This window comes from Thermomonas sp. (genome assembly GCF_025993755.1).
In the GTDB taxonomy this organism is placed as follows: Bacteria; Pseudomonadota; Gammaproteobacteria; order Xanthomonadales; family Xanthomonadaceae; genus Thermomonas.
The window spans coordinates 1-24098 of record NZ_JAMQHN010000042.1; the positions used below are offsets into that span (position 1 = coordinate 1).

The following is a 24098-nucleotide window of genomic DNA, read 5'->3' on the forward strand; positions in this document are numbered from 1 at the left end:
AGCTCAATGATCGACCGCGCAAACGGCTCGGCTATCTGACTCCGAGCGAGGTATTCTTCAACCACGACCACGTTGCACTTCAAAGTTGAATCCGCCGGTCTTATCGATATATTTTGGGTTGGCGAATTCAGCCTCGACCGTGGCAAGGCGTGGAGTAGCGAAAAAGTCAATAGCTTTGTGGAAAAAATAGCAAAATACACTGGACATAAACCATCAGAAGGTTCCAACCTAGAAGATCGACTACAAAAGGCGATAAAACATCTGGAAAAATACGGCGCACCGAGTGACAGCAACACTCCTGACTTCGGCGGCGGGCTACAGCACCATCTGCGTGATTTTGCACACCACCCGACACCAATTGGGCTTGCCTTCTCTTTGCTGACTCAGTTTACCGGCAATGCCTATGGTACTGACACAGCGGGGATGTTCCTGATCGTCAAGGTCAAAGACACCACGCTTATCGGGAAAGATTTGTATCAAAAAATACTGTTTGGAGTCGTTTACTGGTTCTTTCACATGGTCAGCGATATGGCTGGCTCCAACCAATATGCTGGCGCGGGAACCGGCCTTCCGGGACCAATCGCGAGCTTGTTGAAAGAGGCATCAGCGCTGCCGATTTTCAAAGACAAAGAGGGCATCAACCATCTCTCCGAGAAAATATCAAAACTGTTCAATGGCACGTTGCTTGCCGAACATGACGAGAAAGGAAAAATCATCAAAGGAACCGCCAAGCGTTTTGATCTTCGCGCTGAAATCGGAGTCGCCTATGAGCTTGGTCGTCAGGCGTTTCCCGTCATTCTGAATGAGTGCATGGTGCGCTCCTTCTACTTCATCCGCCGTTTGGTGGCCGAGATAAAGGCCAAACAGTCGTTCGCGGACATCGAGTGGAACAAGACACTGCCGTGGAACAACCGCACCATGACGCGGATGCTCACCATTGCCACGGGCACTTTCACCGCCGTGGATCTGGCCGATGCCGCCATCCGTGCAGGCCTGAAGTCTGGTGGTGTAGATCTAATGACGTTCACCACACAAATTCTGCTACGCGTCAACTTCGTGGGTATTGGTCGATTTACCGTAGCCGTGTATTCCGACATATCGATGGGCATTCACCGCGAACGGTTGCGCGATGAACGCATCGACATCCTTGGCCAACAACTGCACTGGGCCAATGCCAAGATCGCGTATCTACAAGGCGATACATGGCATGCCGCCGAGCGCACGGAAATCTGCTTGCAAGAAGCCGAACAGGCGATGTACCAATCCGCTGCCATCTTTGTCCATACCTGGAAAGCAAACCGGGAATCCCTGCATCGGATCGATCAACTGCGCACAGGGATTCAGAGCAAGAACCCTCAACTTATTGATGAAATCCAGCACATTCTTACGTGGAACTGATTGAGATGCATGACCATCCGGACACGCGCAACAATGAAATCTCGACACACGGATCCCAACCAGCAATTGACACGGGCATGCTTCCCGATCAGATTGCGAGGCAAGTTGACAAGCTCAACGAACTAGATGCTAGCGTCAAAGCTGCCATCGCAGCCGCCAAGCAAGCCGAGAAGCATGCCAGCGACGCAAGTCAAAAATCCGCAGGCCGGGGTCTTTTCGCGGATCACAAAAAAGCAGCCATCGAAGAGTTGCAGTCTTCCGGCATCATGTTGGCCAAAGCAATTCAGCTTGGCGTTAAAGCCCAGAAAACATCTTTTGAATTTCAACAACGTCTTGCCGATATAACCAAATATCTATTCAAACTTGGCGTAAGCAGCATCGCAGCCAATCGCTTTGTAGTGCGCGAACTTGAATTACGCTTGCAAGGTGCATCAGAAGAGAAGCTTTCCGAACTGGCGCGTCAGGAAATACTTCTGGTAGTCAAGCAACTGAAAGACCAAGAAGATATTCTTAAAAAACAGGAAAGCATCCTCAAAAGACAGAAAATCCATGACTCCAAAATAAAGCACGCTTTGGAACAAACCGATAGCTTGGAGTCAAGAATCAAAGACCAAAGCGCGCAACAGGCGGAGATCGATTTACTTCAAGACACAGCCATTTCCAACTTGGAAGAACAAGCTCAAACGAAAGAAAAACTCGACTCATCCCAAGATGCGACTATCAGGAGCTTGTCCACCGAACTCGCACTACTGCGCAGCCAACTGACCTCAGCTGAAAGCGCTTTGCAGACACATCAAAAATCCTCCGCCGGTCGAATCGCTTCGCTGGAAAAAAAGTATGGATATCTACGATTGGCTGCAATAGCAGAACTAGTCATGAATATCATATGCATACTTGCAATTATTTTCCTTCTGCTGCCACTCCAATCACAGGCATGACACGAGGCAAATCCAATTTCTGGACGCCCAATCCAATTAACCAATGCCACAATGACGCATAGTCTCCAAGCTTGCGTCAGCCCAAGTCGAATCCCAAGGGCTACCTATCTTCGTCAGCCCCGTACCAGCCACAGCGAGACCGCACCCAGCGCCAGGATGACGCCGCCGATGCGCCTGACGCGCGCGTCCGGCAGGTTCAGCAATTGTTCGGCGGCGCGTTTCCACGCGCCGGGGGCGATGAACAGGAACAGCCCTTCGATCACGGCCACGAGGCACAGCGCGGCCCACAGGTCGGACACGTTCAGCGGTCGCTGCGCAGGTACTGCAGGAACGGATCGTTGCGGTCGAGCACGATCACGCTGTCGTGCTTGCCGTCGAAGGCCGCGCGGTAGGCTTCGAGGCTGCGCTGGAAAGCGTAGAAGGCGGGATCGCGGTTGGCGGCCTCGCCGTAGAGGCGGGCCGCTTCGGCGTCGCCCTCGCCACGCAGCTTCTGGGCGTCGCGTTCCGCCTCGGCGAGGATCACCTGACGGTCGCTGTCGGCCTGGGCGCGGATCTCGTTGGCCTGCTCTTCGCCCTCGGCGCGCAACCTGCTGGCTACCTGCTGGCGCTGGGCGCGCATGCGGTTGTAGACGTCGTCGATGACGCGGCTGTCGGTCGGCAGGTCGATCTGCTTGATGCGCAGGTCGGTGATGCGGACGCCCAGCGTGGCCGCGCCGCGGTTGATCGTGTCGAGCTGGCTGCGCACGATCGCCGTGCGGTCGCCGGAAACGGCCTGCTGCAGGGTGCGCGAGTTGATTTCGTTGCGCAGCGCGTCCTTGATGATCGGCGCCAGCCGATCCACCGCCGCGCTCTCGTCGCCGCCGGTGGCGCGGTAGAACGCGCGCGCGTCCTCGATCTGGCCGACCGCGAAGAAATCCACGCTGACGTCCTTGCGCTCCGAGGTCAGGTAGCGCTCGGGTTCCGCCGGAAGCACCTGCAGCCGGGTGTCGAACACCCGCGCGCTTTCCACCAGCGGCCACTTGAAATGCAGCCCGGGCTGGAGATTGACCCGGGCCACCCGGCCCATGTTCAGCACGATGGCGGTGTGCCCTTCGCTGACCACGAACACCGAACCCATCAGCAGCACCAGCGCCACGACCAGCGCGCCCAGCCAGATCTGTGGTTTCATCGCACCACCTCCTCGCGCGCCGTGGTCGGACGGCCGCTGCGCCCCGGTCGTGCGGCTTCGCCGGAGGACGGCTCCACCTGCACCGACGGCGAGACCAGCTCCGGCAGCAGCGGCGGGGTCGGCGCGGCCGCGCTTCCGGTATTGCCTTGCATCGGCACGTAGATCAGCTGACGGCCGTCGCCGCCAACGATGGTCGGATTCTGCGACAGCACTTCCTGCAGCGTTTCCAGCCACAGGCGCTTGCGGGTGACCTCGGGCGCGCCGCGATACTGCTCGACCAGCAGGGTGAAGCGCTGCGCGTCGCCGGTGGCGCGCGCGATCTTGGCTGTCTTGTAGCCTTCCGCCACGGTGCGCACGCGCGCCGCCTGGCCGCGCGATTCGGGAACGACCTTGGCCGCGTAGGCGCGGGCTTCGGAAATCAGGCGTTCCTTGTCCTGCTGGGCGCTGTTGACGTCGTCGAAGGCCGGCTTGACCTGCTGCGGCGGACGCGCGTCGGGCAGGTTGAGCTCGGTGACGATCAGCCCGGTGCGGTAGGCGTCGAGCGATTTCTGCAGCTGCTCGCGCGCCATCACCGCCAGTTGCTCACGCGCGCCCAGCACGGTATCGAGGTCGGAACGGCCGACCTGTTCGCGCACCGTGCTCAAGGTCGCCTGCTGGAGCACCTGGTCGCCGTCGCGAGTGCCGAACCGGTAGAGCACCGGATCCGACACCTTGTACTGCACGTTCACCGCGACCTCGACGATGTTCTCGTCGCGGGTCAGCACCGGCACCCGATCGGAGTAATTCTTGATTTCGGTCGCATTGATCTTGATGACGTGCTCGACCGGCCACGGCAGCTTGAAGTTCAGGCCCGGCTGCAGCACCCGCGAGAGCTGGCCGAAGCGCAGCACGATGCCGCGCTGTTGTTCGGTGATCAGCACCACGCTGGAAAAGACCAGCCACAGCGCCACCACCAGGATCATCCAGTGCAGCGGGTTGAAGCCGCCAAGATCCGGCAGTCGGCCGCCCAGCCGGCCGAACAGGCCGCCACCGGCATTGCCGCCGGTGTTGCCGGGGCGATTCCAGGCCATCCAGGCCGTCCAGGGCCCGCGCGGGCCGGCGTTATGCTTGCTCATGGGCTCGATTCTACGGGAAGCATGGACTCTTCGTCCGGCAACAGGCCGCGCAGCGGCGCGCCATCGGCAAGCGCCGCCAGCCGCATGGCGTCGGCAACGGCCAGATCGATCCGCAGATGCCAGCCGTCTTCGGAATGGGTTTCCGCGCGCACGGCGCCCAGCGCATGCAGGCGCGCACGCAGGCGGCCGGCCGTGCCCGGCAGCACGAGTTCGGCGAGGATTCTCCGCATTCCCAACCGGGAGCCGATCGCCTCGCTCAGCAAATCCAGCCCACGCCGATCCCGGGCCGACAGCCAGACCGCCGCCGGCGCATGCTCGCGCTGGTCGATGCGGGGCTCGGCGCCTTCGATCCGGTCGATCTTGTTGAACACCAGCAATTGCGGGATGTCGCCAGCCCCAATCTCGTGCAGCACCGCATCCACCTGCGCCATGCGCTCGTCGCGCAGCGGATCGTCCGCATCGACCACGTGCAGCAGCAGGTCGGCTTCGCGCGCCTCGCCCAGGGTCGAACGGAACGCGGCGACCAGTTCATGCGGCAGGTCGCGCACGAAGCCGACGGTGTCGGCCAGGACCACGCTGCCGCAGGCCAGGTCGATCCGGCGCACGGTGGGGTCCAGGGTGGCGAACAACTGGTCGGCGGCGTAGGCGTCGGCGCCGCTCAGGGCGTTGAACAGGGTGGATTTGCCGGCATTGGTGTAGCCCACCAGCGCCAGCCGCGGAAGCTCGCTGCGCACCCGCGCGCGGCGCATCTGGGTGCGCTGCACTTCGACCTTCTGCAAGCGCTTTTGCAGGATCTCGACGCGCTTCTGCAGCAGGCGGCGGTCGGTTTCGAGCTGGGTTTCGCCGGGGCCGCGCAGGCCGATCGAACCGCCGCGCTGGCGCTCCAGATGGGTCCAGCCGCGCACCAGCCGGGTGGCCATGTGCCGCAGCTGCGCCAGCTCGACCTGCAGCTTGCCCTCGTGACTGCGTGCGCGCTGGGCGAAGATGTCGAGGATCAGGCCGGTGCGATCGACCACCCGGCGTTCCAGCGCCTTTTCGAGGTTGCGTTCCTGCAGCGGGCTCAGGGCGTGGTTGACCAGGACCAGATCGGCGCCGCTGGCTTCGCAGAGGGCCTTGACCTCGTCGAGCTTGCCGAAGCCGATCAGGATCGACGGATTGGGCTTGTCGATCCGCGCCGGCACCGAGGCCACGACGGACGCACCGGCCGACCGCGCCAGTTCGGAAAATTCTTCCAGCACGTCGGGCGCGACCGGGCCGCCGGCGTGCGGCTGGATCAGCAGCGCGTTTTCACCGCCGCGCGAGCGTTCGAACAATTGGGTCGGCATCACTGCCCCAGATGCGGGCGGGCAGGCCCGTTTGCAAGCCCGCGGCGCGAACCGCCGGGCTCACTCGCCCGCGCTGTCCTCGCCGGACTCGGCGCTGTCCTGCGGCATCCCGGCGATGCGCACGTTGCGCGCCGGCACCACGGTCGAAATCGCGTGCTTGTAGATCATCTGGCTGACCGTGCCGCGCAGCAGGACCACGAACTGGTCGAAGGACTCGACCGTGCCCTGCAGCTTGATGCCGTTGACCAGGAAGATCGATACCGGCACGCGCTCGCGACGCAGCGCGTTCAGGAACGGATCCTGCAAGGACTGCGGCTTGGTCTTGGGTTCCCCGTTGTTGGCGTGCATCGCGTTCGTTCTTGTTGTGGGAAGTCGGCCATCGCCTCCCCGGCGGGCGACGGCGGAACAGGGTGTCGATGTTAGCGCATGCCCGGGGCGTTGTGAGCGTCGAGAAAGGCGTCGACCTCGGCGTCGATCCGACTGCGCTGGCCGCCGGGATCGAACCAGCGCACATCGCCCATGCCGCGCAGCCAGGTGTATTGCCGCTTGGCCAGCTGCCGCGTCGCCGCGATCGCACGCGCGCGGAAGGTGGCGGCATCGCACAAGCCATCCAGATGTTCCCACGCCTGCCGGTAGCCCACGGCGCGCAGCGCCGGCAGATCCAGTGGCGCCGGATGCGTCGCCAGCGCCGGCATCGCGCGCAGCGCGCGCACCTCATCGAGGAAACCCGCTTCCAGCATGGCGTCGAAACGCGCCTCGATCCGCGCGTGCAGGTCGGCGCGCTGCGGCGGCGCCAACGCCAGCGTCAGCACATCCAGCCACGGCGCGGCGTTGCCCGCCGCGCGCTGCCAGTCGCTGATGGTTTTCCCGCTGAGTCGGTACACCTCGAGCGCACGCTGGATGCGCTGGGCATCGGTGGCGTGGATGCGCGTCGCCGCCTCCGGATCGACCTGCGCCAGTTGCGCATGCAGCGCCGCCCAGCCCCAGCGTCCGGCTTCGGCCGTCAATTGCGCGCGCAGCGCGGGATCCGACCCGGGCATCTCGGCCAAACCGTTGAGCAAAGCGCGGAAATACAGCCCGGTGCCGCCGGCCAGGATCGGCAGCCGCCCGCGCGCGACGATGTCCGCGATGGCCGCGCGCGCATCGCTGGCGAATTCCGCCGCCGAATAGGCCTGCCATGGCTCGCGCAGGTCGAGCATGTGGTGTGGCACGCGGGCGCGTTCTTCCCGGGTCGGCTTGGCCGAGCCGATGTCGAGGTGCCGGTAGACCAACGCCGAATCGACGCTGACGATCTCGCCATCCAGCCGCTGCGCCAACTCCAGCGCGCAGCCGCTTTTTCCCGAGGCGGTCGGGCCCATCAACGCGATCGCATGCGGGCGCGCGCTCGCGCCGCTCACACGCCACGCTCCAGCGACAACGCCGACCTCATTCTCAATAGCCGCTTTCGCGCAGGCAGGCCTGCACCTGCATGTGGCGCACCTGGACCTCGTGCGAAGGCGCTGGCGTCAGCAGGCTGACGACGACGATCGCGACGCCCGCCGCCGCGAAGCCGGGAATCATTTCATACACGCCGCTACCGTACATTCCGACCGCGACCAGCTTCCATGCGATCACCGTGATGGCGCCGACGAGCATCCCGGCCAGCGCGCCGGCGCGGGTCATCCGACCCCAGAACAGCGACAGCAGTACCACCGGCCCGAACGCCGAGCCGAACCCGGCCCAGGCGTAGCTGACCAGCCCCAGCACTCGGCTCTCGGGATCGCGGGCAATGAAGATCGCCAGCAGCGCCACCGCCAGCACCATCGCCCGCCCCACCCAGACCAGTTCCCCCTCGCTGGCCCGCTTGCGGACGAAGCCGTGGTACAGGTCCTCGGTCAGCGCGCTCGAACACACCAGCAGTTGGCAACTGAGCGTACTCATGATCGCGGCGAGGATCGCCGACAGCAGCACGCCAGCGATCCACGGATTGAACAGCGCCCCGGTGAGCACGATGAACACCCGTTCCGGATTCTCCCGCAGCGGCGCCGACTGTTCCGGGTTGGATGCGGCCCAGGCGATGCCGGCCAGGCCGACCGCGAGCGCGCCCAGCAGGCACAGCACCATCCAGGTCATGCCGATCCGCCGCGCCTGCGGAATGACGCCCAGCGAATCGGCGGCCATGAACCGGGCGAGGATATGCGGCTGGCCGAAATAACCCAGGCCCCATGCCAGCACCGACACGATCGCCACGACGCCGCCACCGCCGATCCATTGCAGCCGAGCCGGATCCACCGCCTCGATCCCGCGAACCGCCTCGCCCGGGCCGCCGATGCTGAGGATCACGATGGTCGGCGTCACCAGCAACGCGAACAGCATCAGGGTGGCCTGCACGGTATCGGTCCAGCTCACCGCGAGGAACCCGCCCACCAGCGTGTAGAGGATGGTCGCCGCCGCGCCCCACCACAGCGCCTGCGCGTAGGGCAGGCCGAACACGCTCTCGAACAGCCGCGCGCCGGCGACGATGCCGCTGGCGCAATACACGGCGAAGAACACCAGAACGATCAGCGCCGAAACCACGCGCAGCAGGCGGCCATCGGCGGCAAAGCGCGTGGTGAAGTAATCCGGCAGGGTCAGCGCATCGTCGGTGCGTTCGGTATAGACGCGCAGCGGGCCGGCGACGAAGCGCCAGTTCAACCACGCCCCGGCGACCAGCCCGAGGGCAATCCACGCTTCCGACACGCCGGTCAGGTACAGCGCGCCGGGCAGACCCAGCAGCAGCCAGCCGCTCATGTCGGAGGCGCCTGCCGACATCGCTGTCACATAGCCGCCGAGCGAACGGCCGCCGAGGATGTAATCGTCGAGATTGCGGGTCGATCGCCACGCCGCGAAGCCGATGCCGACCATCGCCAGCAGATAGAAACCGAAGGTGATCAGCAATGGGGTGCTTGCGGTCATGCGCGGCTCCGGTTGGACCCGCACACTCTAGCAGCGCGCGCGCCTCACTCGGGCCAGACGATCGCAGGCGGACCGGCATCCTTGCGCGGTGCCGGCACCGCCGCCACCGCATTCCAGACCTTGAGCGCATCGACGGTGATGGCAACGTCGTGGGTGCGCACGATCGTGGCGCCGTTCTGCGCGGCGACCAGGTGCGCGGCCAGCGAACCGGCCGCACGCTGGCGCGGATCGTCTCGCCCGATCAGTTCGCCGATGCTGCGCTTGCGCGACAACCCGGCCAGCACCGGCACGCCCAGTTCGGTGAAGCGCCGCAGCTGCGCCAGCAGCTGCAGGTTGTGCGCGGTGGTCTTGCCGAAACCGAAGCCGGGATCGACCACGATGCGCTTGCGGTCGATGCCGGCCATCTCGGCGGCGAAGATGCGCTCGGCAAGAAAACGGTGCACTTCGCCCACCACGTCGTCGTAGCGCGGGTCGTCCTGCATGGTGCGCGGCTCGCCCAGCATGTGCATCAGCACCACCGGCACCCGCAGCTCCGCCGCCGCGTCCAGCGCACCCTCGCGGCGCAGCGCGTACACGTCGTTGATCATGCCCGCACCGGCCGCCACCGCCGCGCGCATCACCTCGGGCTTGCTGGTGTCGATGCTGATCGGCACCGACGTTTGCGCTTCCAGCGCCGCGATCACCGGGATGACCCTGCGCAATTCTTCCTCGACCGGAACCTCGTCCGCGCCCGGCCGCGTGGACTCGCCGCCCACGTCCAGCAGATCGGCGCCTTCCTCCACCAGCCGCAGCCCGTGCGCGATCGCCGCATCGGCGTCGAAATGCGCGCCACCGTCGGCGAAGGAATCCGGGGTGACGTTGACGATGCCCATCACCTGCGGCACATCGAGCCGGAGGCTCCGGCCGTTGCAGTCAAGGGCGGGGGCAACATCAAACATGGGGCGACACTCCCTGGTATGTGGATCTGTCTTTCCGCAAGGGCCGGCAAGCCGATTTTCGCGCAGAACGCGGCCAGCCGGGGATCGTCGCGCAGCCGCGCCAGCATCGGGTCGATCAGGAGAATGACGGCCCCGGGGTCATGCGCCTGCCGCGCGTGCAACAGCTTCCTTGGCCAGGGCGGATCAACCGCACGCGGCCGGAAACCAGCCGCTGCCTTGCGATCCCCGGCAGCCCGTCAGGTCTGCGCTGCCGGACCGCCGATCGGGGACGCCGGAGGCGCCGCGTCGTACTTGCCGCCGCCGTTGCGATTCCAGCCCATCGGCGGCGGGACGTCACGACCTTCCATGATGGCGTCGATCTGCGGCACGTCGATGGTTTCGTATTCCAGCAGCGCCTTGGCCATGGTGTGCAGCTTGTCGATGTTGTCGGTCAGCAGCTGCGTGGTGCGGGCGTAGGCGCGGTCGAGGATGCCGCGAACCACCTCGTCGATCTTGCGCGCGGTCTCGTCGGAGACGTGCTTGGTCTGGGTCACGCTGCGGCCGAGGAACACCTCGTCCTCCTCCTCGCCGAAGGTGATCGGCCCAAGTTCGGACAGGCCCCACTTGGTGACCATGTTGCGCGCCATCTTGGTCGCTCGCTCGATGTCGTTGGAGGCGCCGGTGGTCACCTTGTCCTCGCCGAAGATCAATTCCTCGGCCACCCGGCCACCGTACAGCGAAGCCAGCTGGGATTCGATCGCGGTGCGGTTGTAGCTGTACTTGTCGCCCTCCGGCAGGTACATGGTGACCCCCAGCGCGCGGCCGCGCGGGATGATGGTCACCTTGTAGACCGGGTCGTGTTCGGGCACCAGGCGGCCGACGATGGCGTGGCCGGCCTCGTGGTAGGCGGTCAGGGTCTTTTCCTGCTCGCTCATCGCCATCGAGCGGCGCTCGGCGCCCATCATGATCTTGTCGCGCGCCTTGTCGAAGTGGTCCATGCGGACGTCCTTCGCGTTCTCGCGCGCGGCGAACAGCGCCGCCTCGTTGCACAGGTTTGCGAGATCCGCACCCGAGAATCCGGGGGTACCGCGCGCGATCGTCATCGGCTCGACGTCGTCGGCCAGCGGCAGCTTGCGCATGTGCACCTTGAGGATCTGCTCGCGGCCCTTGACGTCCGGCAGGCCGACCACCACCTGGCGGTCGAAGCGGCCCGGGCGCAGCAGCGCCGGGTCGAGCACGTCGGGACGGTTGGTGGCGGCGATGACGATGACTCCTTCGCCACCCTCGAAGCCGTCCATTTCGACCAGCAGCTGGTTCAGGGTCTGCTCGCGCTCGTCGTGGCCGCCGCCGAGGCCGGCCCCGCGGTGACGGCCCACCGCGTCGATTTCGTCGATGAAGATGATGCACGGCGACTGCTTCTTGGCCTGTTCGAACATGTCGCGCACGCGCGAGGCGCCGACACCGACGAACATCTCCACGAAATCCGAACCCGAGATGCTGAAGAACGGCACCTTGGCCTCGCCGGCGATCGCCTTGGCCAGCAGGGTCTTGCCGGTGCCGGGCGGGCCGACCATCAGCACGCCGCGCGGGATCTTGCCACCCAGCTTCTGGAACCGGGTCGGATCGCGCAGGAACTCGACCAGCTCGCTGACATCCTCCTTGGCCTCGTCGCAGCCGGCGACGTCGGCGAAGGTCACCTTGACCTGATCCTCCGACAGTAGCTTGGCGCGCGAGCGGCCGAACGACATCGCGCCCTTGCCGGCACCGCCGCCCTGCATCTGCCGCATCATGTAGAACCAGAAACCGATGATCAGCAGCACCGGCAGGAAGTTCAGCACCAGCGACCAGAACGAGATGCCCGATTCCGGCGGCGCCTGCTTGATCTCGACCTTGTGTTCGATCAGGTCGTTGATCAGGTCCTTGTCGCGCACCGGCGCGGTGGTGGTGCCGCTCTCGCCGTTGTTGCGGACGAAAGTGATGCTGCGCTCGTTGCTGGCGATATCGACCTTCTTGATCCGGTCGGCCTCGACGTCGGCGACGAAATCCGAGTAGACCACGTCGCGACTGGGCGCCAGCTTCGGCGAAAAGGCCTGGAACACCACCATCAGCACGGCGGCGACAACGAGCCACATCAACAGGTTCTTCACGAGATCGTTCATTCGTTTCCCGGTTCGACGCGCTCGCGCGTCACTTCATCCTGGCCAGTCTACCCGTTGCCAGCGCATACACCTCGGGCGAGCGCTGGCGCGACGCGGCCGGCTTGCGGATCGCCACCTTGGCATACCGGCGCCGCAGCTCACGCACGTAATCGTCGAATCCGGTGCCCTGGAACAGCTTGATGAGGAAATCGCCACCCACGCGCAGCTGGCCGTCGGCAAACTCCATCGCCAGTTCGGCCAGGTGCATCGCGCGCGGCTGATCCACGGCATCCATGCCACTCTTATTGGGGGCCATGTCGGAAAGCACAAGGTCCACCGGTTGTCCGCCCAGCAGCGCCAGCAGGCCATCGAGCACCGCTTGCTCGCGAAAATCCCCGTGCAGGAAATCCACCCCCGCCAGCGGCGGCATCTCGAGGATGTCGCTGGCGATCACCCGACCCGGCCGATTCGGGTCGAGTTGGTCGAGCTCGCGTCGGATCCACTGCGACCAGCCGCCCGGCGCGGCGCCCAGATCGACCACCACCATGCCCGGCTTGAGCAGGCGGTCGCGCTCGATCAATTCCTCCAGCTTGTACACCGCACGCGAGCGCATGCCTTCCGCCTGCGCCTTCTTCACGTAGGGGTCGGAAAAATGCTCCTTGAGCCAGCGCTGGCTGGATTTGCTGCGGGTGGCCATGGGCCGGGGCGCGGAGGAAAGACGGTGGCATGATACCCTGCGCTTCCTGAATCCACCGCCGCGACACATGCCTGTCAAGCTGACCAACGCCCAGATCCGCTTCCTGCGCGGCCAGGCGCATGGTCTCAAGGCCATCCTGCAGGTGGGCGCCAAGGGCATCACCGACGCACTGGCGGCCGAGGTCGATGGCGCGCTCGAACACCACGAACTGATCAAGGTGAAGGTGGCCGCCGAAGACCGCGACCAGCGCGACGCGCTGATCGATGCGCTGGTCGGACGCAGCAACGCGGCGCTGGTGCAGCGCATCGGCCATACCGCGGTGCTCTACCGGCAATCCAGCGAGAAACGCCACATCGTGCTTCCGCGGGCCTGATCGTCGTCCCACGACCATGCAACTCAGTTTCGAAAGACCCGATTATCAGTACACCCTGCGCAGCGCGGGTGCCGATGGTGCCCGGGTCAACGAGCGTTGGCTGACCGCCAGTTTCGCCATTGCACCGGACGCCCTGATCGAGGACTGGCCGGTGCTCAGCGCCGATTCGATGCGGACGACCGACCTGGACGCCCTGCTGGCGCTCGATCCCGAACTGCTCCTGCTCGGCACTGGAGCGCGGCAGGCGTTTCCACCGGCCGTCGTGCTCGCCGCCTGCCTTCAGCGTGGAATCGGCATCGAGGTCATGGCCAACGCCGCCGCCGCCCGAACCTTCACCATCCTCGCCGGCGAGGGGCGTCGGGTGGTCGCCGGCTTCCTGTTCCCGCCCGCACCCTGACGGCCGCTTGAACACGGGGCGCCGCAATGGTTGCCGGCGGCGCGTTTCGTGGCTAAGGTTCCCCTGAACGCATCCAAAGCGATGCTGTAAAAGGACGACTTTTCAGCATTGCCCTGATTCCGCGGGCGACGCGCCAGCCGCGCCGCCCGCTCTGCTTTGCAGGAGAAATTTTCCGATGGCCCCTTCCAATTCGCGCCCCCCCCTGCTGCTGTCCCGCATCGACGTCGAGCGGATCGAAGCCCTGCTGGACAGCCCGCAGTACCGCGGCCTGAACACCGCGGCGCTGCGCGATGAACTCGAGCGCGCAGAGCTGGCCGAACCCGGCGCGCTGCCGGCGGACCTGATCACGATGAACACCACCGCGCTGGTCAAGGTGGTCGACGGCGACCACAGCGAGCACCAGTACGAACTGACCCTGGTGTATCCGCGCGATTCCGACGGCAGCGGCGAGAAGGTCTCGATCCTGGCCCCGGTCGGCAGCGCCCTGCTCGGCCTGCGCGTCGGCGACAGCATCGACTGGCCGCTGCCCGGCGGGCGCAGCGCCCGCCTGCACGTTCTAGCGGTGCGCTACCAGCCGGAAGCGGCGGGCGAACTGCACCGCTGAATCTGCGGCGTCTTGCGCTCGCTCAGGGGGCGTCCGGCCATGGTCAACGCGCCTCGAGCCGCCCCAGATCCCCCAGCATGTCCCAGGATTTGAGCCCGCGCCCCCCCAGGTGGTGCAACAGCACCGCGCGCAGCGGCAGGCGCAGGCTCGCCAGATCCCCCGCAGGCGGCGGCGTGTCCGCAGCCAGGGCCAGCAGCGCCAGCCCGGTGGCGCCGCTGCGCCAGTCGCCGGAGTTCGCGCCGTCCAGGCGGCGCGGGCCGTGTTCGGGATCGATCCGGTAGCGCGCGGCCGGATCGATCGCATCGCCACTTGCTTCGACCGAATAGTCCGGGCCGACGCCCAGTGCTTCGAGCAGGTCGCGCTCGAAGCAGCGCAAGCTCCAGGCCAGCGCTTCGCCGGAGCGCAATCGTTCACGCATGTCGGCATACGCGGCGTGCAGCTCCGGCTGCGCGGCAAGGCGCGGGGCCAGCCGCAGGCACAGCTCGTTGACGTAGAAGCCGGCCAGCGCCGCCTCGCCGGTCAACAACGGTGCCGCATCCACCGCTTCGGCGGCGGTCAGCTGCGCCAGTTCCCCTTTTTGCACCGCGTCGAAACGGATCGACTGCAGCGGCTGCAACGCTGCGCGCAACGCATGCTTCTTCGGCCCCTGCACGCCGCGCGCCACCAGCCCGATCCGCCCGTGTTCGGCGCTCAGTACTTCCACCAACAGACTGGTTTCACGCCAGCGCCGCGCGTGCAGGACAAAAGCAGGTTCGTCGACAAGGCGCATGCCCTCATTGTAGGAGACCGCGCCATCCCAATCCCGGCCACCGGTTTCGGTCGATCAATCGCGATACCCCAGCGCGCGCAGCGCCACTTCATCGTCACTCCAGCCTTCGCGCACGCGCACCCAGGTCTGCAGGAACACCTTGGCATCGAACAGGCGCTCCATCTGCTCGCGGGCGCGGCGGCCGATCTCGCGCAACCGCTCGCCGCCCTTGCCGATCACGATGGCCTTCTGGCCATCGCGCTCGACCCAGATCACCGCATCGATCCGGTACAACACCCCAGCCTTGGGCGACGGCTCTTCCTCGAATTTCTCCACTTCCACCGTGGTGGCGTAAGGCAGTTCGGCGCCCAGCTGGCGCATCAGCTGTTCGCGCAGCAACTCCCCGGCGAGGAAGCGCTGGCTCTTGTCGGTGATCTCGTCCTCGCCGAACGCGGGCTCGCCTTCCGGCATCAGGTCCAGCAGGGTTTTCACCAGGTCGTCCAGACCGATGCGCTTGAGCGCGGACACCGGATGCACGGCAACGAATGCCCGGTCGCGGGTGGTGTCGGCAAGAAACGGCAGCAGCGCCGCCTTGTCCTTGATCCGATCGACTTGATTGACCGCCAGCACCACCGGCAGGCCGGCGCTGCGCAGGGCGTCGAAGGCCAGCGCATCCTCGTCGTCCCAGCGGCCGGCCTCGATCACCAGCAGCGCAGCATCGACGCCTTCCAGCGCGCCGCGCGCCGCGCGGTTCATCATCCGGTGCATGGCCTTGCCGCTGCGCTTGCCCTGCTCGCCGTGAATGCCGGGCGTGTCCACCAGCTGCAGCTGGCCGCCGGGGAAGGTGGCGATGCCGAGCAGCCGGTGCCGCGTGGTCTGCGGCCGGTTGGAGGTAATGCTGATCTTGGCGCCGACCAGCGCGTTGACCAGGGTGGACTTGCCGACGTTGGGGCGGCCGATCACCGCGACCGCGCCGCTGCGCGAGGGACCGCTCATGCTTCGATGTCCTTGAGGGCGGCGTCTGCCGCCTGTTGTTCCGCCGCCCGTCGCGAGCCGCCTTCGCCGACAGTCCGGATCGCCGGCTGGGCGAGGGTGCAGCTGACCCGGAACACCCGAGCATGGTCCTCGCCCCGCTCTTCCAGCAAGGCATAGACAGGCAGGGGGTGCTGGCGCGCCTGCAGCCATTCCTGCAGGCGGGTCTTGGCGTCCTTGCCCACCTTGTTGGGCGGCGGCAGCGCGGCGAGCAGCGGCTCGAACCACGGCAGAACCGCCTCCCGGCAGGCCTCGAATCCGGCGTCGAGAAAAATCGCGGCGACCATCGCCTCGACCGCATCGGCAAGGATCGAATCGCGGCGGCGACCGCCGGACTTCAATTCCCCCGGCCCCAGCACCAGCAGGTCGCCCATCTGCAATGTTCGCGCAATTCCGGCCAGCGCCGATTCGCGCACCAGTTCGGCACGCGCACGGGTCAGCGCACCCTCGTCGGCCTTGGGCCAATGCCGGTACAGCGCATCGGCCATGAAGTGGTTGACCAGCGAATCGCCGAGAAATTCGAGCCGCTCGTTGTGCGGACTGCCGGCGCTGCGGTGGGTCAGCGCCTGCGCGAGCAGCGCCGGATCCGAGAAGCGGTATCCGGCGAATGCCGCACCAGGCTGGTCAATCTCCGGCACCGGCGCCCGGCAACAGTTGCTCGGCACGGAATTTGCCGACGATATCAAGATTCAGGAACAGCGGTTCGCGCCGCTCGTATTCCACCACCATCAGCCTGCCGTTGTTGTTGCGCTCGAACCTGAGCGCGTTTTTCTGGGCCCTCACGTACTCGGCATAGCTCATGTTCAGGCGCCGATCGAAAAAGACGCGGATCTGATCCTTGGATGCCGTCGCCTGCTCGCTGGAGGAGGCGATGCCCTTGAGCGCCGACTTGACCGAATAAAATTCAATGTACATCGGCACGATCTTCATTCCGCAGTAAAGGAAAAAGATCACCAGAACCAGGGTCATCAGAAACCCCGTCATCGACAAACCGCTCTGCATCCGCCTCATGGGTGAATCCTCCGTTGTCGCCTCCCCGGCATCCGGGGCCGATTATGCCGTCGATTGTGCACGTTTGCGGGCCGGCCGGGCAAAATCCGCTCGGCCGACACGTCCCCGCTAGCTCAGGGGATCCTGGTACCGATCCGCGAGAAGTCCATCTTCCGCTCGGCCTGGGTATCGACGTTCAGCCAGATGATCATGGCCTTGCCGCGCAGGTTCGCCTCCGGCAGGAAGCCCCAGAAGCGGCTGTCCTCGCTGTTGCCGCGGTTGTCGCCCATCACGAAATACTGGCCTTCCGGCACCGTCCATGAGCCCTCGCCGATGCTGTCCACCCGCTCCAGGACGTGGTGCGGATGGCCTGGAAGCTGCTCGGTGAGCAACGTGTCGCCTGTTTCGCCGCGGCCCTGGCCCACCCCCGTGTAGACGCCGTCGACCCGGTACGGCAGCTCGCGGCCGTTCACGCTGACCTTGTGGTTGGCGTAGCTGATGGTGTCGCCGGGCAGCCCGATCACGCGCTTGATCCAGTCCTCGCGCGGGTTGCCCGGCGGCCGGAACACGACGACCTCGCCGCGCTGCGGCTCGCCGATGGACAGGAATTTGTGGTTGTTGATCGGCAATCGCAGCCCGTAGGAGAACTTGTTGACGAGGATGAAATCGCCGATCAGCAACGTCGGCATCATCGAACCGGACGGAATCCGGAACGGCTCGGCCACGAAGCTGCGCAGCCCCAGCACCAGCGCCAGCACCGGGAAGAACGCCTTGGAGTAATCGACCAGCGGCGGATCCTTCGGCGCGTCATCGCCGATGGCTTCCGCCAGCCGGCGCTTGGCGAAGAACAGCTTGTCGATCAACCAGACCAGCCCGGTCAGGAGCGTCAGCAGCACCAGAATCGTTTCGAACCAGACCATCATGCGTTTGCCTCCAGATTGCTCCGCACTGCGCCAGCACCCTCGCGCCTCTTCCGTGCGCGCCTACTTGTCGTCCACCTGCAGCACCGCGAGGAAGGCCTCCTGCGGAATCTCCACGCGCCCGACCATCTTCATCCGCTTCTTGCCTTCCTTCTGCTTTTCCAGAAGCTTCTTCTTGCGCGTCGCGTCGCCGCCGTAGCACTTGGCCAGCACGTTCTTGCGCAGCGCCTTGACCGTGGTGCGGGCGATGATCTGGCCGCCGATCGCCGCCTGGATGGCGACGTCGAACATCTGCCGCGGGATCAGGTCCTTCATCTTCTCGCACAGCTCGCGACCGCGGCGATCGGCGTGGCTGCGGTGGACGATGACCGACAGCGCGTCGACGCGATCGCCGTTGATCAGCGTGTCCAAGCGCACGAACGGCCCCGGCTCGAAGCGCAGGAAGTGATAGTCGAGCGAGGCGTAGCCGCGGCTGACCGATTTCAGCTTGTCGAAGAAATCCAGCACCACTTCGGCCATCGGCAGCTCGTAGCTGATCTGCACCTGGCTGGCCATGTAGGTGATGCCGACCTGCACGCCGCGCTTGTCCTCGCACAGCTTGATGATGCCGCCCACGTAATCGGGCGGCGTGAGGATGTTGGCGCGGATGATCGGCTCGCGGACTTCCTCGACCTGGTTGACCGGCGGCAGCTTGGCCGGATTGTCCATGTCGACGATGCTGCCGTCGGTCTTGAGCACCTCGTAGACCACCGTCGGCGCGGTGGTGACGAGGTTGAGGCCGTATTCGCGCTCCAGCCGCTCCTGCACGATCTCCATGTGCAGCATGCCGAGGAAGCCGCAGCGGAAGCCGAAGCCCATCGCCTCCGAGGATTCCGGCTCGAAGCGCAGCGCGGCGTCGTTCAGGCGCAGCTTCTCCAGCGCCTCGCGCAGCGCCGGGAAGTCCTCGGCGTCGACCGGGAACAGTCCGGCGAACACGCGCGGCTGCATTTCCTGGAAACCGGGCAGCGGCGCCGGCGCGGGGCTCGCCGCCGAAGTCAGCGTGTCGCCCACTGGCGCACCGTGGACGTCCTTGATCGAGGCGGTGATCCAGCCCACCTCGCCGGCCTTGAGCGCCGGCAGCGCCTTGCGCTTGGGGGTGAACACGCCGACCGCGTCGATCTGGTGGGTGCGGCCGGTGGACATCACCAGCATCTTCTCGCCGGGCTTGAGTTCGCCCTGCATCACCCGCACCAGCGACACCACCCCGAGGTAGTTGTCGAACCAGGAATCGATGATCAGCGCCTGCAGGCGGTCGGTGTCGCGCGGATTGGGCGGGGGGATGCGGTGGACGATGGCTTCCAGCACGTCGCCGACGTTGAGCCCGGTCTTGGCGGAGATCGCCACCGCATCGGCGGCGTCGATGCCGATCACGGCCTCGATTTCTTCCTTGACCTTGTCAATATCGGCGGTCGGCAAATCAATCTTGTTGAGCACCGGCACCACTTCCAGCCCCTGCTCCACCGCGGTGTAGCAGTTGGCCACCGACTGCGCCTCCACGCCCTGCGCGGCATCCACCACCAGCAGCGCGCCCTCGCAGGCGGCCAGCGAGCGGCTGACCTCGTAGCTGAAGTCGACGTGGCCGGGGGTGTCGATGAAGTTCAGGTAGTAGGTGTTGCCGTCCTTCGCGGTATACGGCAGCGACACCGACTGCGCCTTGATGGTGATGCCGCGCTCGCGCTCGATCGGATTGTTGTCGAGCACCTGCGCTTCCATCTCGCGCTCGGTCAGGCCGCCGCAAAGCTGGATGATGCGGTCGGCCAAGGTCGACTTGCCGTGGTCGACGTGGGCAATGATGGAGAAGTTGCGGATGAACCGCATCGGGTCGTGTTGCATGGCGGCGTGGCGTTGCGACCGTCTGTGCGGTGGCTGCTCGAAGACAAGCCGCCGATTATCGCACAGCGGCCCACGTCGACCGCGCATCCGGGTCAGGCCTCGCGTCGGGCAGGCCCCACGGCCCTGCCCGTCCGGCCTGCGCCATCAGCCTTCCTCCTGCTCCACCGCGATGTACTGGCTGACCCCGTTGCGCTGGATCAGAAGCATCACCGGTTTGGCGCTGGACGCATTGCGCAGCTGCTCGTCCAGGGCCCGCGTGCTGCCCACGTCGTTGCGGCCAACGGCAAGGATCACGTCGCCGGGGCGCAATCCGGCGGCACGCGCCGAACGCCCTTCGACTCTTGCGACCAGCACGCCTTCCCCCGGCTGCAGGCCCAGCCGACTGCGCTGGGCGCCGTCCAGATCGCGGCCGAGGATGCCGAAACGGTTGCCCGGCGCTGCCGCCGGTGCCGAACGGCCGGTCGGGGTGTCGCGATCGCCCGTGGCCGCGGTCTCGCCGCCCAGAGCGCCCAGCGTCGCCGTCACCGTCTGCGTCCTGCCGTCGCGGAGGATTTCCAGCGTGACGCGCGACCCCGGCGCCATCGCGCCGATGATCGGCGGCAGGTCGCTGGCGTCGTAGACCGGCTGGCCGTTGACGCTGCGCACCACGTCCTGACGCTGGACGCCGGCGCGTGCGGCGGCACTGTTCGGCTCGACGCCGGCCACCAGCGCTCCTGCCGGGTTGTTCCCCAAGCCCAGGGCCCTTGCCGCATCGGGGGAAATCGGCTGGATCTGGATTCCCAGCTGGCCGCGCACCACCCGACCGGTGGTCTTGAGCTGGTTGACCGCGTTCATGGCGGTGTCGATCGGGATGGCGAAGCTCACGCCCATGTAGCCGCCGGAATTGCTGAAGATCTGCGAATTGATGCCGACCACCTGGCCGCGGGTGTCCAGCAGCGGACCGCCGGAGTTGCCGCGGTTGATCGCCACGTCGGTCTGGATGAACGGCACGTAGCGCTGGTCCGAATAGGGATTGGAACGTCCAACCGCGCTGACGATGCCGGCCGTCACCGAATGGTCGAAGCCGAACGGCGAACCGATCGCCACCACCCACTGCCCCGGCTTGAGGCTCGAGGACTGCCCGAGCCGTACGGTCGGCAGTCCGCTGGCATCGACCTTGAGCAGGGCGATGTCCGACTGTTCGTCGCTGCCGACGACACGTGCCGGCAGTTCGCGGCGGTCGGCGAGGCGGATGCGCACGCTGTCGGCGCCGTCGATGACGTGGCGATTGGTCAGGACATAGCCGTCGGTGGAGATGATGAAACCGGTTCCCAGCGACGTGCCGCGCGGCCGCTCACTCGGCTGTCCGGGTTCCATCCCGGGACCGAAGAAGCGCCGGAAGATCTCCGGCACGCCTTCCATGCCCTCGCCGTCATCGTCGTCGTCCCCCTGGATGCGCTGGCCGTTGGGCATGCCGCGCTGGCCCGGCTGCTGCTGGCGGGTGCGCTCCGCGCGCGGCGCGCCGCCAATTTCCGCCTGCACGCTCACCACCGCCGGGCCGACCTGTTCGACCAGCGCGGTGAAGTCCGGCAACCCCGGAACCAGCAGCGGGGGAGGCGTGGCGGGCGCGGCAGCGGTGGCAGGTGGCGGCGTTTGCGCATTCGCGCTGGTCTGGCCGCTGCAGGCACCAATGCCGGCGACAGCAAGCGCCACCGCCAGGGCCAGGGGACGCAGCGCGGAATGGGTAAGCTCACGCATGGGGAACGACTCCTCGGAGTTGCAGGATTTCAGGGATCGCGATGACGGTGTGTTCCGATCGCGACGAAATGGAAAGCATCAGGGCTGGATGTCGGACTGGACGTCGACGGGGACGACCGCCTTGCCCATCTCCCCGGAAGCGGATTGCGCCGGCTCCGCCTGCGCTGCCTCCGTCCCCGTTTCCGGTTTCGGCGTCTTCAGCAGCCTGGGTGGCCGGGCGAAGGTGGACGAAGCCCGGAAGGTGCCGGCCTCCGCCGCGTGCGCCGGCAGTTCGCCGAAGCCCACGGTCAGCCCGGCATTGCCGTACTGCGGGAGAACCGAGCGCGGCCACGGCCGGGTGACGATATCGGAAGCCGGCAACGCGGCCACCGCGAATTCCGCCGGCGCGGCCTGCTCCGCATGTGCGGGCGCGGCTGAAGCCGCTTGCACTCCAACGTCACCGCCTTGCGGCTTGCGCCGATTGGCGCGCGACGCGGAGGTGACAGAGACAAGGCTTGCCGCGGCTTCCAGAGCCTCCGGCGGCAGCGCGCCGGACGAGGCCGGCAGCTGCGACGCAGGTGCGCCGTTCGGGTGGGCGGGCGAAGGCCCGGGGGTGGCGGGATTGGCATCCCTGGCGGCGACAGCGGCCGCCGTCTGGGGCGCTGCGGATTCACCCGTGGGCAGGCCGAGGATGGCCAGCGTCGCCAGCGCCGCAGCCAGCGCCGCGCCGCCGCCCCAACGCCGGCGTTGAGAGGCGCGCGCCGAGGCGCGTTCGGCTGCGCTCAGCGGAGCGTCTTCCTGCAGCGCAGCCGCCACCCGGCTGGCGAAATCCGCCGGCAGGCAGCGCGTCGGAGCAACCCCGCGCATCGCGTCTGCGGCGGTGCGCCAGCGCTCCCAGCAGCCGGCCAACACCGCGTCGTGCTGCAGGCGGCGCAGCAGGAAGCGGGTCTGGTCTTCGGGCAGCGCGCCGTCCATCAGTGCGGACAGCTGCTCGCGGCTACACAGTTGGGTGAGGTCGTTGCAGTGGCGGTCGATATCGTTGTTCATGCGCGGGAACGCTTGGGCAAATCGTCGTGGTCCAGCAGTGGACGCATGCGGGCGTCGATCGCCTCGCGTGCGCGGAAGATGCGCGAACGCACCGTTCCGATCGGGCAGTCCATGCGCTCGGCGATTTCCTCGTAGCTCAGGCCTTCGACTTCGCGAAGGGTGATCGCGTCACGCAAATCCTGCGGCAACTCTTCGACCGCGGCGAGCACGGTTTGTTCCAACTGCTGGCGCATCAGTTCGCGCTCGGGCGTGTCGGTATCGCGCAGGCGCAGGCCGGATTCGAACTGTTCGGCGTCTTCCAGTTCGATCGCGTCGGTCGGCGGCCGCCGGCTGTTGGCGGCCAGATGGTTCTTCGCCGTGTTCACCGCGATCCGGTGCAGCCAGGTCGAGAACAGCGCATCGCCGCGGAAGCCGCCGATCGCGCGATAGGCGCGAATGAAGGTGTCTTGGGTGACGTCCTGCACTTCGGCCCAATCGCGCACGTAGCGCGATATGAGCGCGGCCACCCGGTTCTGGTACTTGCGCACGAGCAGGTCGAACGCGGCCGAATCGCCGCGCTGCACGCGCGCCACGAGGTCCTGGTCCAGCGCTTGCGACACCCGATCCTCCGCCATTGCCCGCGGCCCCCGTTGGGCCCGGCTGCTTACCGGGCCTGTGACACATCCTTGCGGCCAAAGTTCCCTGGCCGCGTCCTGCCCCGATAAATCAGGGCAAATATTCAGTTTCCAAGCGGCTACGATAACTCCAACCCCATCGTTACCGTGGATGAAGTGGAAATGGCCGAATCGACGAAAGACCGCTTCGCGGGCCTGCGCCTGCGCCACTGGCGCGCGCAGCAGCGCGACGATGGCGTTCTGGTGCTGTTTTTCGACCGGGCCGATGCGACGGTCAATGCCTTTTCCCAGGACGCCCTGATTGAGCTGGACACCGCCCTGGAGCGCATCGCCATGGATCCGCCCAGGGCTCTGGTGATCGCGTCCGGCAAGTCCAGCGGCTTCATCGCCGGCGCCGACCTCAAGGAGTTCCAGGAATTCGACCGCAGGGGCACCGTCAACGATGCCATCCAGCGCGGCCAGAACACCTTCCAGAAGCTGGCCACCCTGCCCTGCCCCACCGCGGCCGCCATCCACGGTTTCTGCATGGGCGGCGGCACCGAAATCTCGCTGGCCTGCCGCTATCGCGTGGCCAGCAGCGACGCCTCCACCCGCATCGGTCTGCCGGAAGTGCAACTGGGCATCTTCCCGGGCTGGGGCGGCAGCGCACGCCTGCCGCATCTGGTCGGCGCGCCAGCGGCGATGGACATGATGCTGACCGGCCGCGCGCTGTCGGCCAAGGCGGCGCGCGGGATCGGGCTGGTGGACAAGGTGGTGGAACCGGCGGAATTGATCGACGCCGCCGCCGCGCTGGCGATCGGGGGCCTGACCCGGCCGCTGAAACAGCGTGCGCTGGCCTGGTCCACCAACACGTTCGCCGCCCGCAAGCTGCTGGCGCCGCAGATGCGCAAGCAGGTCGCGCGCAAGGCGAAGAAGGCGTTTTATCCGGCGCCCTACGCCCTGATCGCGACCTGGGAGCGCAGCGGCGGCAAGCCGATCCGCGCGCGCCTTGCCGCCGAGCGCAAAGCGGTAGTCAAGCTGGCGGGCACGACCACCGCCCGCAATCTGATTCGCATCTTCTTCCTCACCGAGCGCATGAAGGCGCTGGGCAAGGGCGATTCCGGCATCCGCCGCGTGCACGTGGTCGGCGCCGGCGTGATGGGCGGCGACATCGCC

The 24098-nt window shown here is 66.3% G+C and carries 25 protein-coding genes; 6 read left to right on the plus strand and 19 right to left on the minus strand.

All coding sequences use genetic code 11. The features are described 5' to 3' along the window. Nucleotides 1-72 precede the first annotated feature (72 nt). Both Q0X16_RS03085 and Q0X16_RS03090 read left to right on the plus strand, forming a co-directional pair. On the plus strand, nucleotides 73-1398 hold the full coding sequence (locus tag Q0X16_RS03085; protein WP_297830522.1) for a hypothetical protein: 1326 nt from the start codon (nucleotides 73-75) through the stop codon (nucleotides 1396-1398). Continuing rightward, complete coding sequence (locus Q0X16_RS03090) at nucleotides 1389-2336, plus strand: hypothetical protein (protein ID WP_297830523.1); 948 nt, start codon at nucleotides 1389-1391, stop codon at nucleotides 2334-2336. The genes Q0X16_RS03085 and Q0X16_RS03090 overlap by 10 nt, the downstream gene beginning before the upstream one ends. A gap of 113 nt (nucleotides 2337-2449) precedes the next feature. Here Q0X16_RS03090 and Q0X16_RS03095 read toward each other — a convergent pair whose 3' ends face one another. The 10 genes from Q0X16_RS03095 to rlmE all read right to left on the minus strand — a co-directional run bounded on the left by Q0X16_RS03095 (nucleotide 2450) and on the right by rlmE (nucleotide 12630). Further along, nucleotides 2450-2635, minus strand: coding sequence for a DUF2065 domain-containing protein (locus tag Q0X16_RS03095; RefSeq protein WP_297830525.1), 186 nt, complete (start codon nucleotides 2633-2635; stop codon nucleotides 2450-2452). 2 nt (nucleotides 2636-2637) lie between these two features. After that, the gene (gene hflC, locus Q0X16_RS03100) at nucleotides 2638-3504 is read right to left on the minus strand and encodes a protease modulator HflC (protein ID WP_297830527.1); all 867 of its coding nucleotides are present in this window, start codon (nucleotides 3502-3504) and stop codon (nucleotides 2638-2640) included. Then, nucleotides 3501-4574, minus strand: coding sequence for an FtsH protease activity modulator HflK (hflK, locus tag Q0X16_RS03105; RefSeq protein ID WP_297830563.1), 1074 nt, complete (start codon nucleotides 4572-4574; stop codon nucleotides 3501-3503). Before hflK ends, hflC begins: the two co-directional genes overlap by 4 nt. Nucleotides 4575-4615: 41 nt before the next feature. Next, nucleotides 4616-5932 carry a ribosome rescue GTPase HflX gene (gene hflX / locus Q0X16_RS03110; RefSeq protein ID WP_297830565.1) on the minus strand — a complete coding sequence of 439 codons (1317 nt, stop codon included), beginning with the start codon at nucleotides 5930-5932 and terminating at the stop codon, nucleotides 4616-4618. 72 nt (nucleotides 5933-6004) lie between these two features. After that, nucleotides 6005-6292 carry an RNA chaperone Hfq gene (hfq, locus tag Q0X16_RS03115; protein WP_297830529.1) on the minus strand — a complete coding sequence of 96 codons (288 nt, stop codon included), beginning with the start codon at nucleotides 6290-6292 and terminating at the stop codon, nucleotides 6005-6007. A 71-nt stretch (nucleotides 6293-6363) separates the two neighbouring features. Further along, on the minus strand, nucleotides 6364-7302 hold the full coding sequence (gene miaA / locus Q0X16_RS03120) for a tRNA (adenosine(37)-N6)-dimethylallyltransferase MiaA (RefSeq protein WP_297830531.1): 939 nt from the start codon (nucleotides 7300-7302) through the stop codon (nucleotides 6364-6366). 73 nt (nucleotides 7303-7375) lie between these two features. Continuing rightward, on the minus strand, nucleotides 7376-8878 hold the full coding sequence (gene putP, locus Q0X16_RS03125) for a sodium/proline symporter PutP (RefSeq protein ID WP_297830533.1): 1503 nt from the start codon (nucleotides 8876-8878) through the stop codon (nucleotides 7376-7378). Nucleotides 8879-8922: 44 nt separating this feature from the next. Then, nucleotides 8923-9816: a dihydropteroate synthase gene (folP, locus tag Q0X16_RS03130; RefSeq protein ID WP_297830535.1), complete on the minus strand. Its 894-nt coding sequence runs from the start codon at nucleotides 9814-9816 to the stop codon at nucleotides 8923-8925. A 236-nt stretch (nucleotides 9817-10052) separates the two neighbouring features. After that, nucleotides 10053-11954, minus strand: coding sequence for an ATP-dependent zinc metalloprotease FtsH (gene ftsH / locus Q0X16_RS03135; RefSeq protein ID WP_297830537.1), 1902 nt, complete (start codon nucleotides 11952-11954; stop codon nucleotides 10053-10055). Between the two features lie 28 nt (nucleotides 11955-11982). Beyond that, nucleotides 11983-12630, minus strand: a complete 648-nt coding sequence (gene rlmE, locus Q0X16_RS03140; RefSeq protein WP_297830538.1) for a 23S rRNA (uridine(2552)-2'-O)-methyltransferase RlmE — start codon at nucleotides 12628-12630, stop codon at nucleotides 11983-11985. Between the two features lie 67 nt (nucleotides 12631-12697). On the opposite strand from rlmE, the gene yhbY reads away from it, so the two are divergent. From yhbY to rnk, 3 genes are all read left to right on the plus strand, one after another. Further along, nucleotides 12698-13003: a ribosome assembly RNA-binding protein YhbY gene (gene yhbY, locus Q0X16_RS03145; RefSeq protein WP_297830540.1), complete on the plus strand. Its 306-nt coding sequence runs from the start codon at nucleotides 12698-12700 to the stop codon at nucleotides 13001-13003. Between the two features lie 16 nt (nucleotides 13004-13019). Continuing rightward, nucleotides 13020-13400: an MTH938/NDUFAF3 family protein gene (locus Q0X16_RS03150; RefSeq protein ID WP_297830542.1), complete on the plus strand. Its 381-nt coding sequence runs from the start codon at nucleotides 13020-13022 to the stop codon at nucleotides 13398-13400. Nucleotides 13401-13575: 175 nt separating this feature from the next. Further along, nucleotides 13576-14004: a nucleoside diphosphate kinase regulator gene (rnk, locus tag Q0X16_RS03155; protein WP_297830544.1), complete on the plus strand. Its 429-nt coding sequence runs from the start codon at nucleotides 13576-13578 to the stop codon at nucleotides 14002-14004. Nucleotides 14005-14047: 43 nt separating this feature from the next. Here the strand turns inward: rnk and recO are convergent, their stop codons facing one another. The 9 genes from recO to rpoE all read right to left on the minus strand — a co-directional run bounded on the left by recO (nucleotide 14048) and on the right by rpoE (nucleotide 22943). Then, nucleotides 14048-14773 carry a DNA repair protein RecO gene (gene recO, locus Q0X16_RS03160; protein ID WP_297830546.1) on the minus strand — a complete coding sequence of 242 codons (726 nt, stop codon included), beginning with the start codon at nucleotides 14771-14773 and terminating at the stop codon, nucleotides 14048-14050. Between the two features lie 54 nt (nucleotides 14774-14827). After that, nucleotides 14828-15748, minus strand: coding sequence for a GTPase Era (era, locus tag Q0X16_RS03165; protein WP_297830548.1), 921 nt, complete (start codon nucleotides 15746-15748; stop codon nucleotides 14828-14830). Continuing rightward, complete coding sequence (gene rnc, locus Q0X16_RS03170; protein WP_297830550.1) at nucleotides 15745-16422, minus strand: ribonuclease III; 678 nt, start codon at nucleotides 16420-16422, stop codon at nucleotides 15745-15747. The genes era and rnc overlap by 4 nt, the downstream gene beginning before the upstream one ends. Further along, nucleotides 16409-16753 (minus strand): DUF4845 domain-containing protein, encoded by a 345-nt coding sequence (locus Q0X16_RS03175; protein ID WP_297830552.1) that lies wholly within the window; start codon nucleotides 16751-16753, stop codon nucleotides 16409-16411. Before Q0X16_RS03175 ends, rnc begins: the two co-directional genes overlap by 14 nt. Nucleotides 16754-16908: 155 nt before the next feature. Continuing rightward, nucleotides 16909-17694, minus strand: coding sequence for a signal peptidase I (gene lepB, locus Q0X16_RS03180; RefSeq protein WP_297830567.1), 786 nt, complete (start codon nucleotides 17692-17694; stop codon nucleotides 16909-16911). A 63-nt stretch (nucleotides 17695-17757) separates the two neighbouring features. Further along, the gene (gene lepA / locus Q0X16_RS03185; RefSeq protein ID WP_297830569.1) at nucleotides 17758-19551 is read right to left on the minus strand and encodes a translation elongation factor 4; all 1794 of its coding nucleotides are present in this window, start codon (nucleotides 19549-19551) and stop codon (nucleotides 17758-17760) included. A 159-nt stretch (nucleotides 19552-19710) separates the two neighbouring features. Next, nucleotides 19711-21303: a Do family serine endopeptidase gene (locus tag Q0X16_RS03190; RefSeq protein WP_297830555.1), complete on the minus strand. Its 1593-nt coding sequence runs from the start codon at nucleotides 21301-21303 to the stop codon at nucleotides 19711-19713. A 78-nt stretch (nucleotides 21304-21381) separates the two neighbouring features. Further along, entirely contained in the window at nucleotides 21382-22329 is a 948-nt protein-coding gene (locus Q0X16_RS03195) for a sigma-E factor negative regulatory protein (protein WP_297830557.1), read from the minus strand. Further along, nucleotides 22326-22943, minus strand: coding sequence for an RNA polymerase sigma factor RpoE (rpoE, locus tag Q0X16_RS03200; RefSeq protein WP_297830559.1), 618 nt, complete (start codon nucleotides 22941-22943; stop codon nucleotides 22326-22328). Before rpoE ends, Q0X16_RS03195 begins: the two co-directional genes overlap by 4 nt. 162 nt (nucleotides 22944-23105) lie before the next feature. On the opposite strand from rpoE, the gene Q0X16_RS03205 reads away from it, so the two are divergent. Next, a partial coding sequence (locus Q0X16_RS03205; RefSeq protein ID WP_297830561.1) for an enoyl-CoA hydratase-related protein occupies nucleotides 23106-24098 on the plus strand: 993 nt, incomplete at its 3' end.

Bases quoted from the DNA above. Each gene is read 5' to 3' on its own strand.
- hflC (WP_297830527.1), bottom strand. From the start codon at position 3,504: ATGAAACCACAGATCTGGCTGGGCGCGCTGGTCGTGGCGCTGGTGCTG.
- hflK (WP_297830563.1), bottom strand. From the start codon at position 4,574: ATGGCCTGGAATCGCCCCGGCAACACCGGCGGCAATGCCGGTGGCGGC.
- hfq (WP_297830529.1), bottom strand. From the start codon at position 6,292: ATGCACGCCAACAACGGGGAACCCAAGACCAAGCCGCAGTCCTTGCAG.
- miaA (WP_297830531.1), bottom strand. From the start codon at position 7,302: ATGGGCCCGACCGCCTCGGGAAAAAGCGGCTGCGCGCTGGAGTTGGCG.
- putP (WP_297830533.1), bottom strand. From the start codon at position 8,878: ATGACCGCAAGCACCCCATTGCTGATCACCTTCGGTTTCTATCTGCTG.
- folP (WP_297830535.1), bottom strand. From the start codon at position 9,816: ATGTTTGATGTTGCCCCCGCCCTTGACTGCAACGGCCGGAGCCTCCGG.
- ftsH (WP_297830537.1), bottom strand. From the start codon at position 11,954: ATGAACGATCTCGTGAAGAACCTGTTGATGTGGCTCGTTGTCGCCGCC.
- rlmE (WP_297830538.1), bottom strand. From the start codon at position 12,630: ATGGCCACCCGCAGCAAATCCAGCCAGCGCTGGCTCAAGGAGCATTTT.
- yhbY (WP_297830540.1), top strand. From the start codon at position 12,698: ATGCCTGTCAAGCTGACCAACGCCCAGATCCGCTTCCTGCGCGGCCAG.
- Q0X16_RS03150 (WP_297830542.1), top strand. From the start codon at position 13,020: ATGCAACTCAGTTTCGAAAGACCCGATTATCAGTACACCCTGCGCAGC.
- rnk (WP_297830544.1), top strand. From the start codon at position 13,576: ATGGCCCCTTCCAATTCGCGCCCCCCCCTGCTGCTGTCCCGCATCGAC.
- recO (WP_297830546.1), bottom strand. From the start codon at position 14,773: ATGCGCCTTGTCGACGAACCTGCTTTTGTCCTGCACGCGCGGCGCTGG.
- era (WP_297830548.1), bottom strand. From the start codon at position 15,748: ATGAGCGGTCCCTCGCGCAGCGGCGCGGTCGCGGTGATCGGCCGCCCC.
- Q0X16_RS03175 (WP_297830552.1), bottom strand. From the start codon at position 16,753: ATGACCCTGGTTCTGGTGATCTTTTTCCTTTACTGCGGAATGAAGATC.
- lepB (WP_297830567.1), bottom strand. From the start codon at position 17,694: ATGGTCTGGTTCGAAACGATTCTGGTGCTGCTGACGCTCCTGACCGGG.
- lepA (WP_297830569.1), bottom strand. From the start codon at position 19,551: ATGCGGTTCATCCGCAACTTCTCCATCATTGCCCACGTCGACCACGGC.
- Q0X16_RS03190 (WP_297830555.1), bottom strand. From the start codon at position 21,303: ATGCGTGAGCTTACCCATTCCGCGCTGCGTCCCCTGGCCCTGGCGGTG.
- Q0X16_RS03195 (WP_297830557.1), bottom strand. From the start codon at position 22,329: ATGAACAACGATATCGACCGCCACTGCAACGACCTCACCCAACTGTGT.
- rpoE (WP_297830559.1), bottom strand. From the start codon at position 22,943: ATGGCGGAGGATCGGGTGTCGCAAGCGCTGGACCAGGACCTCGTGGCG.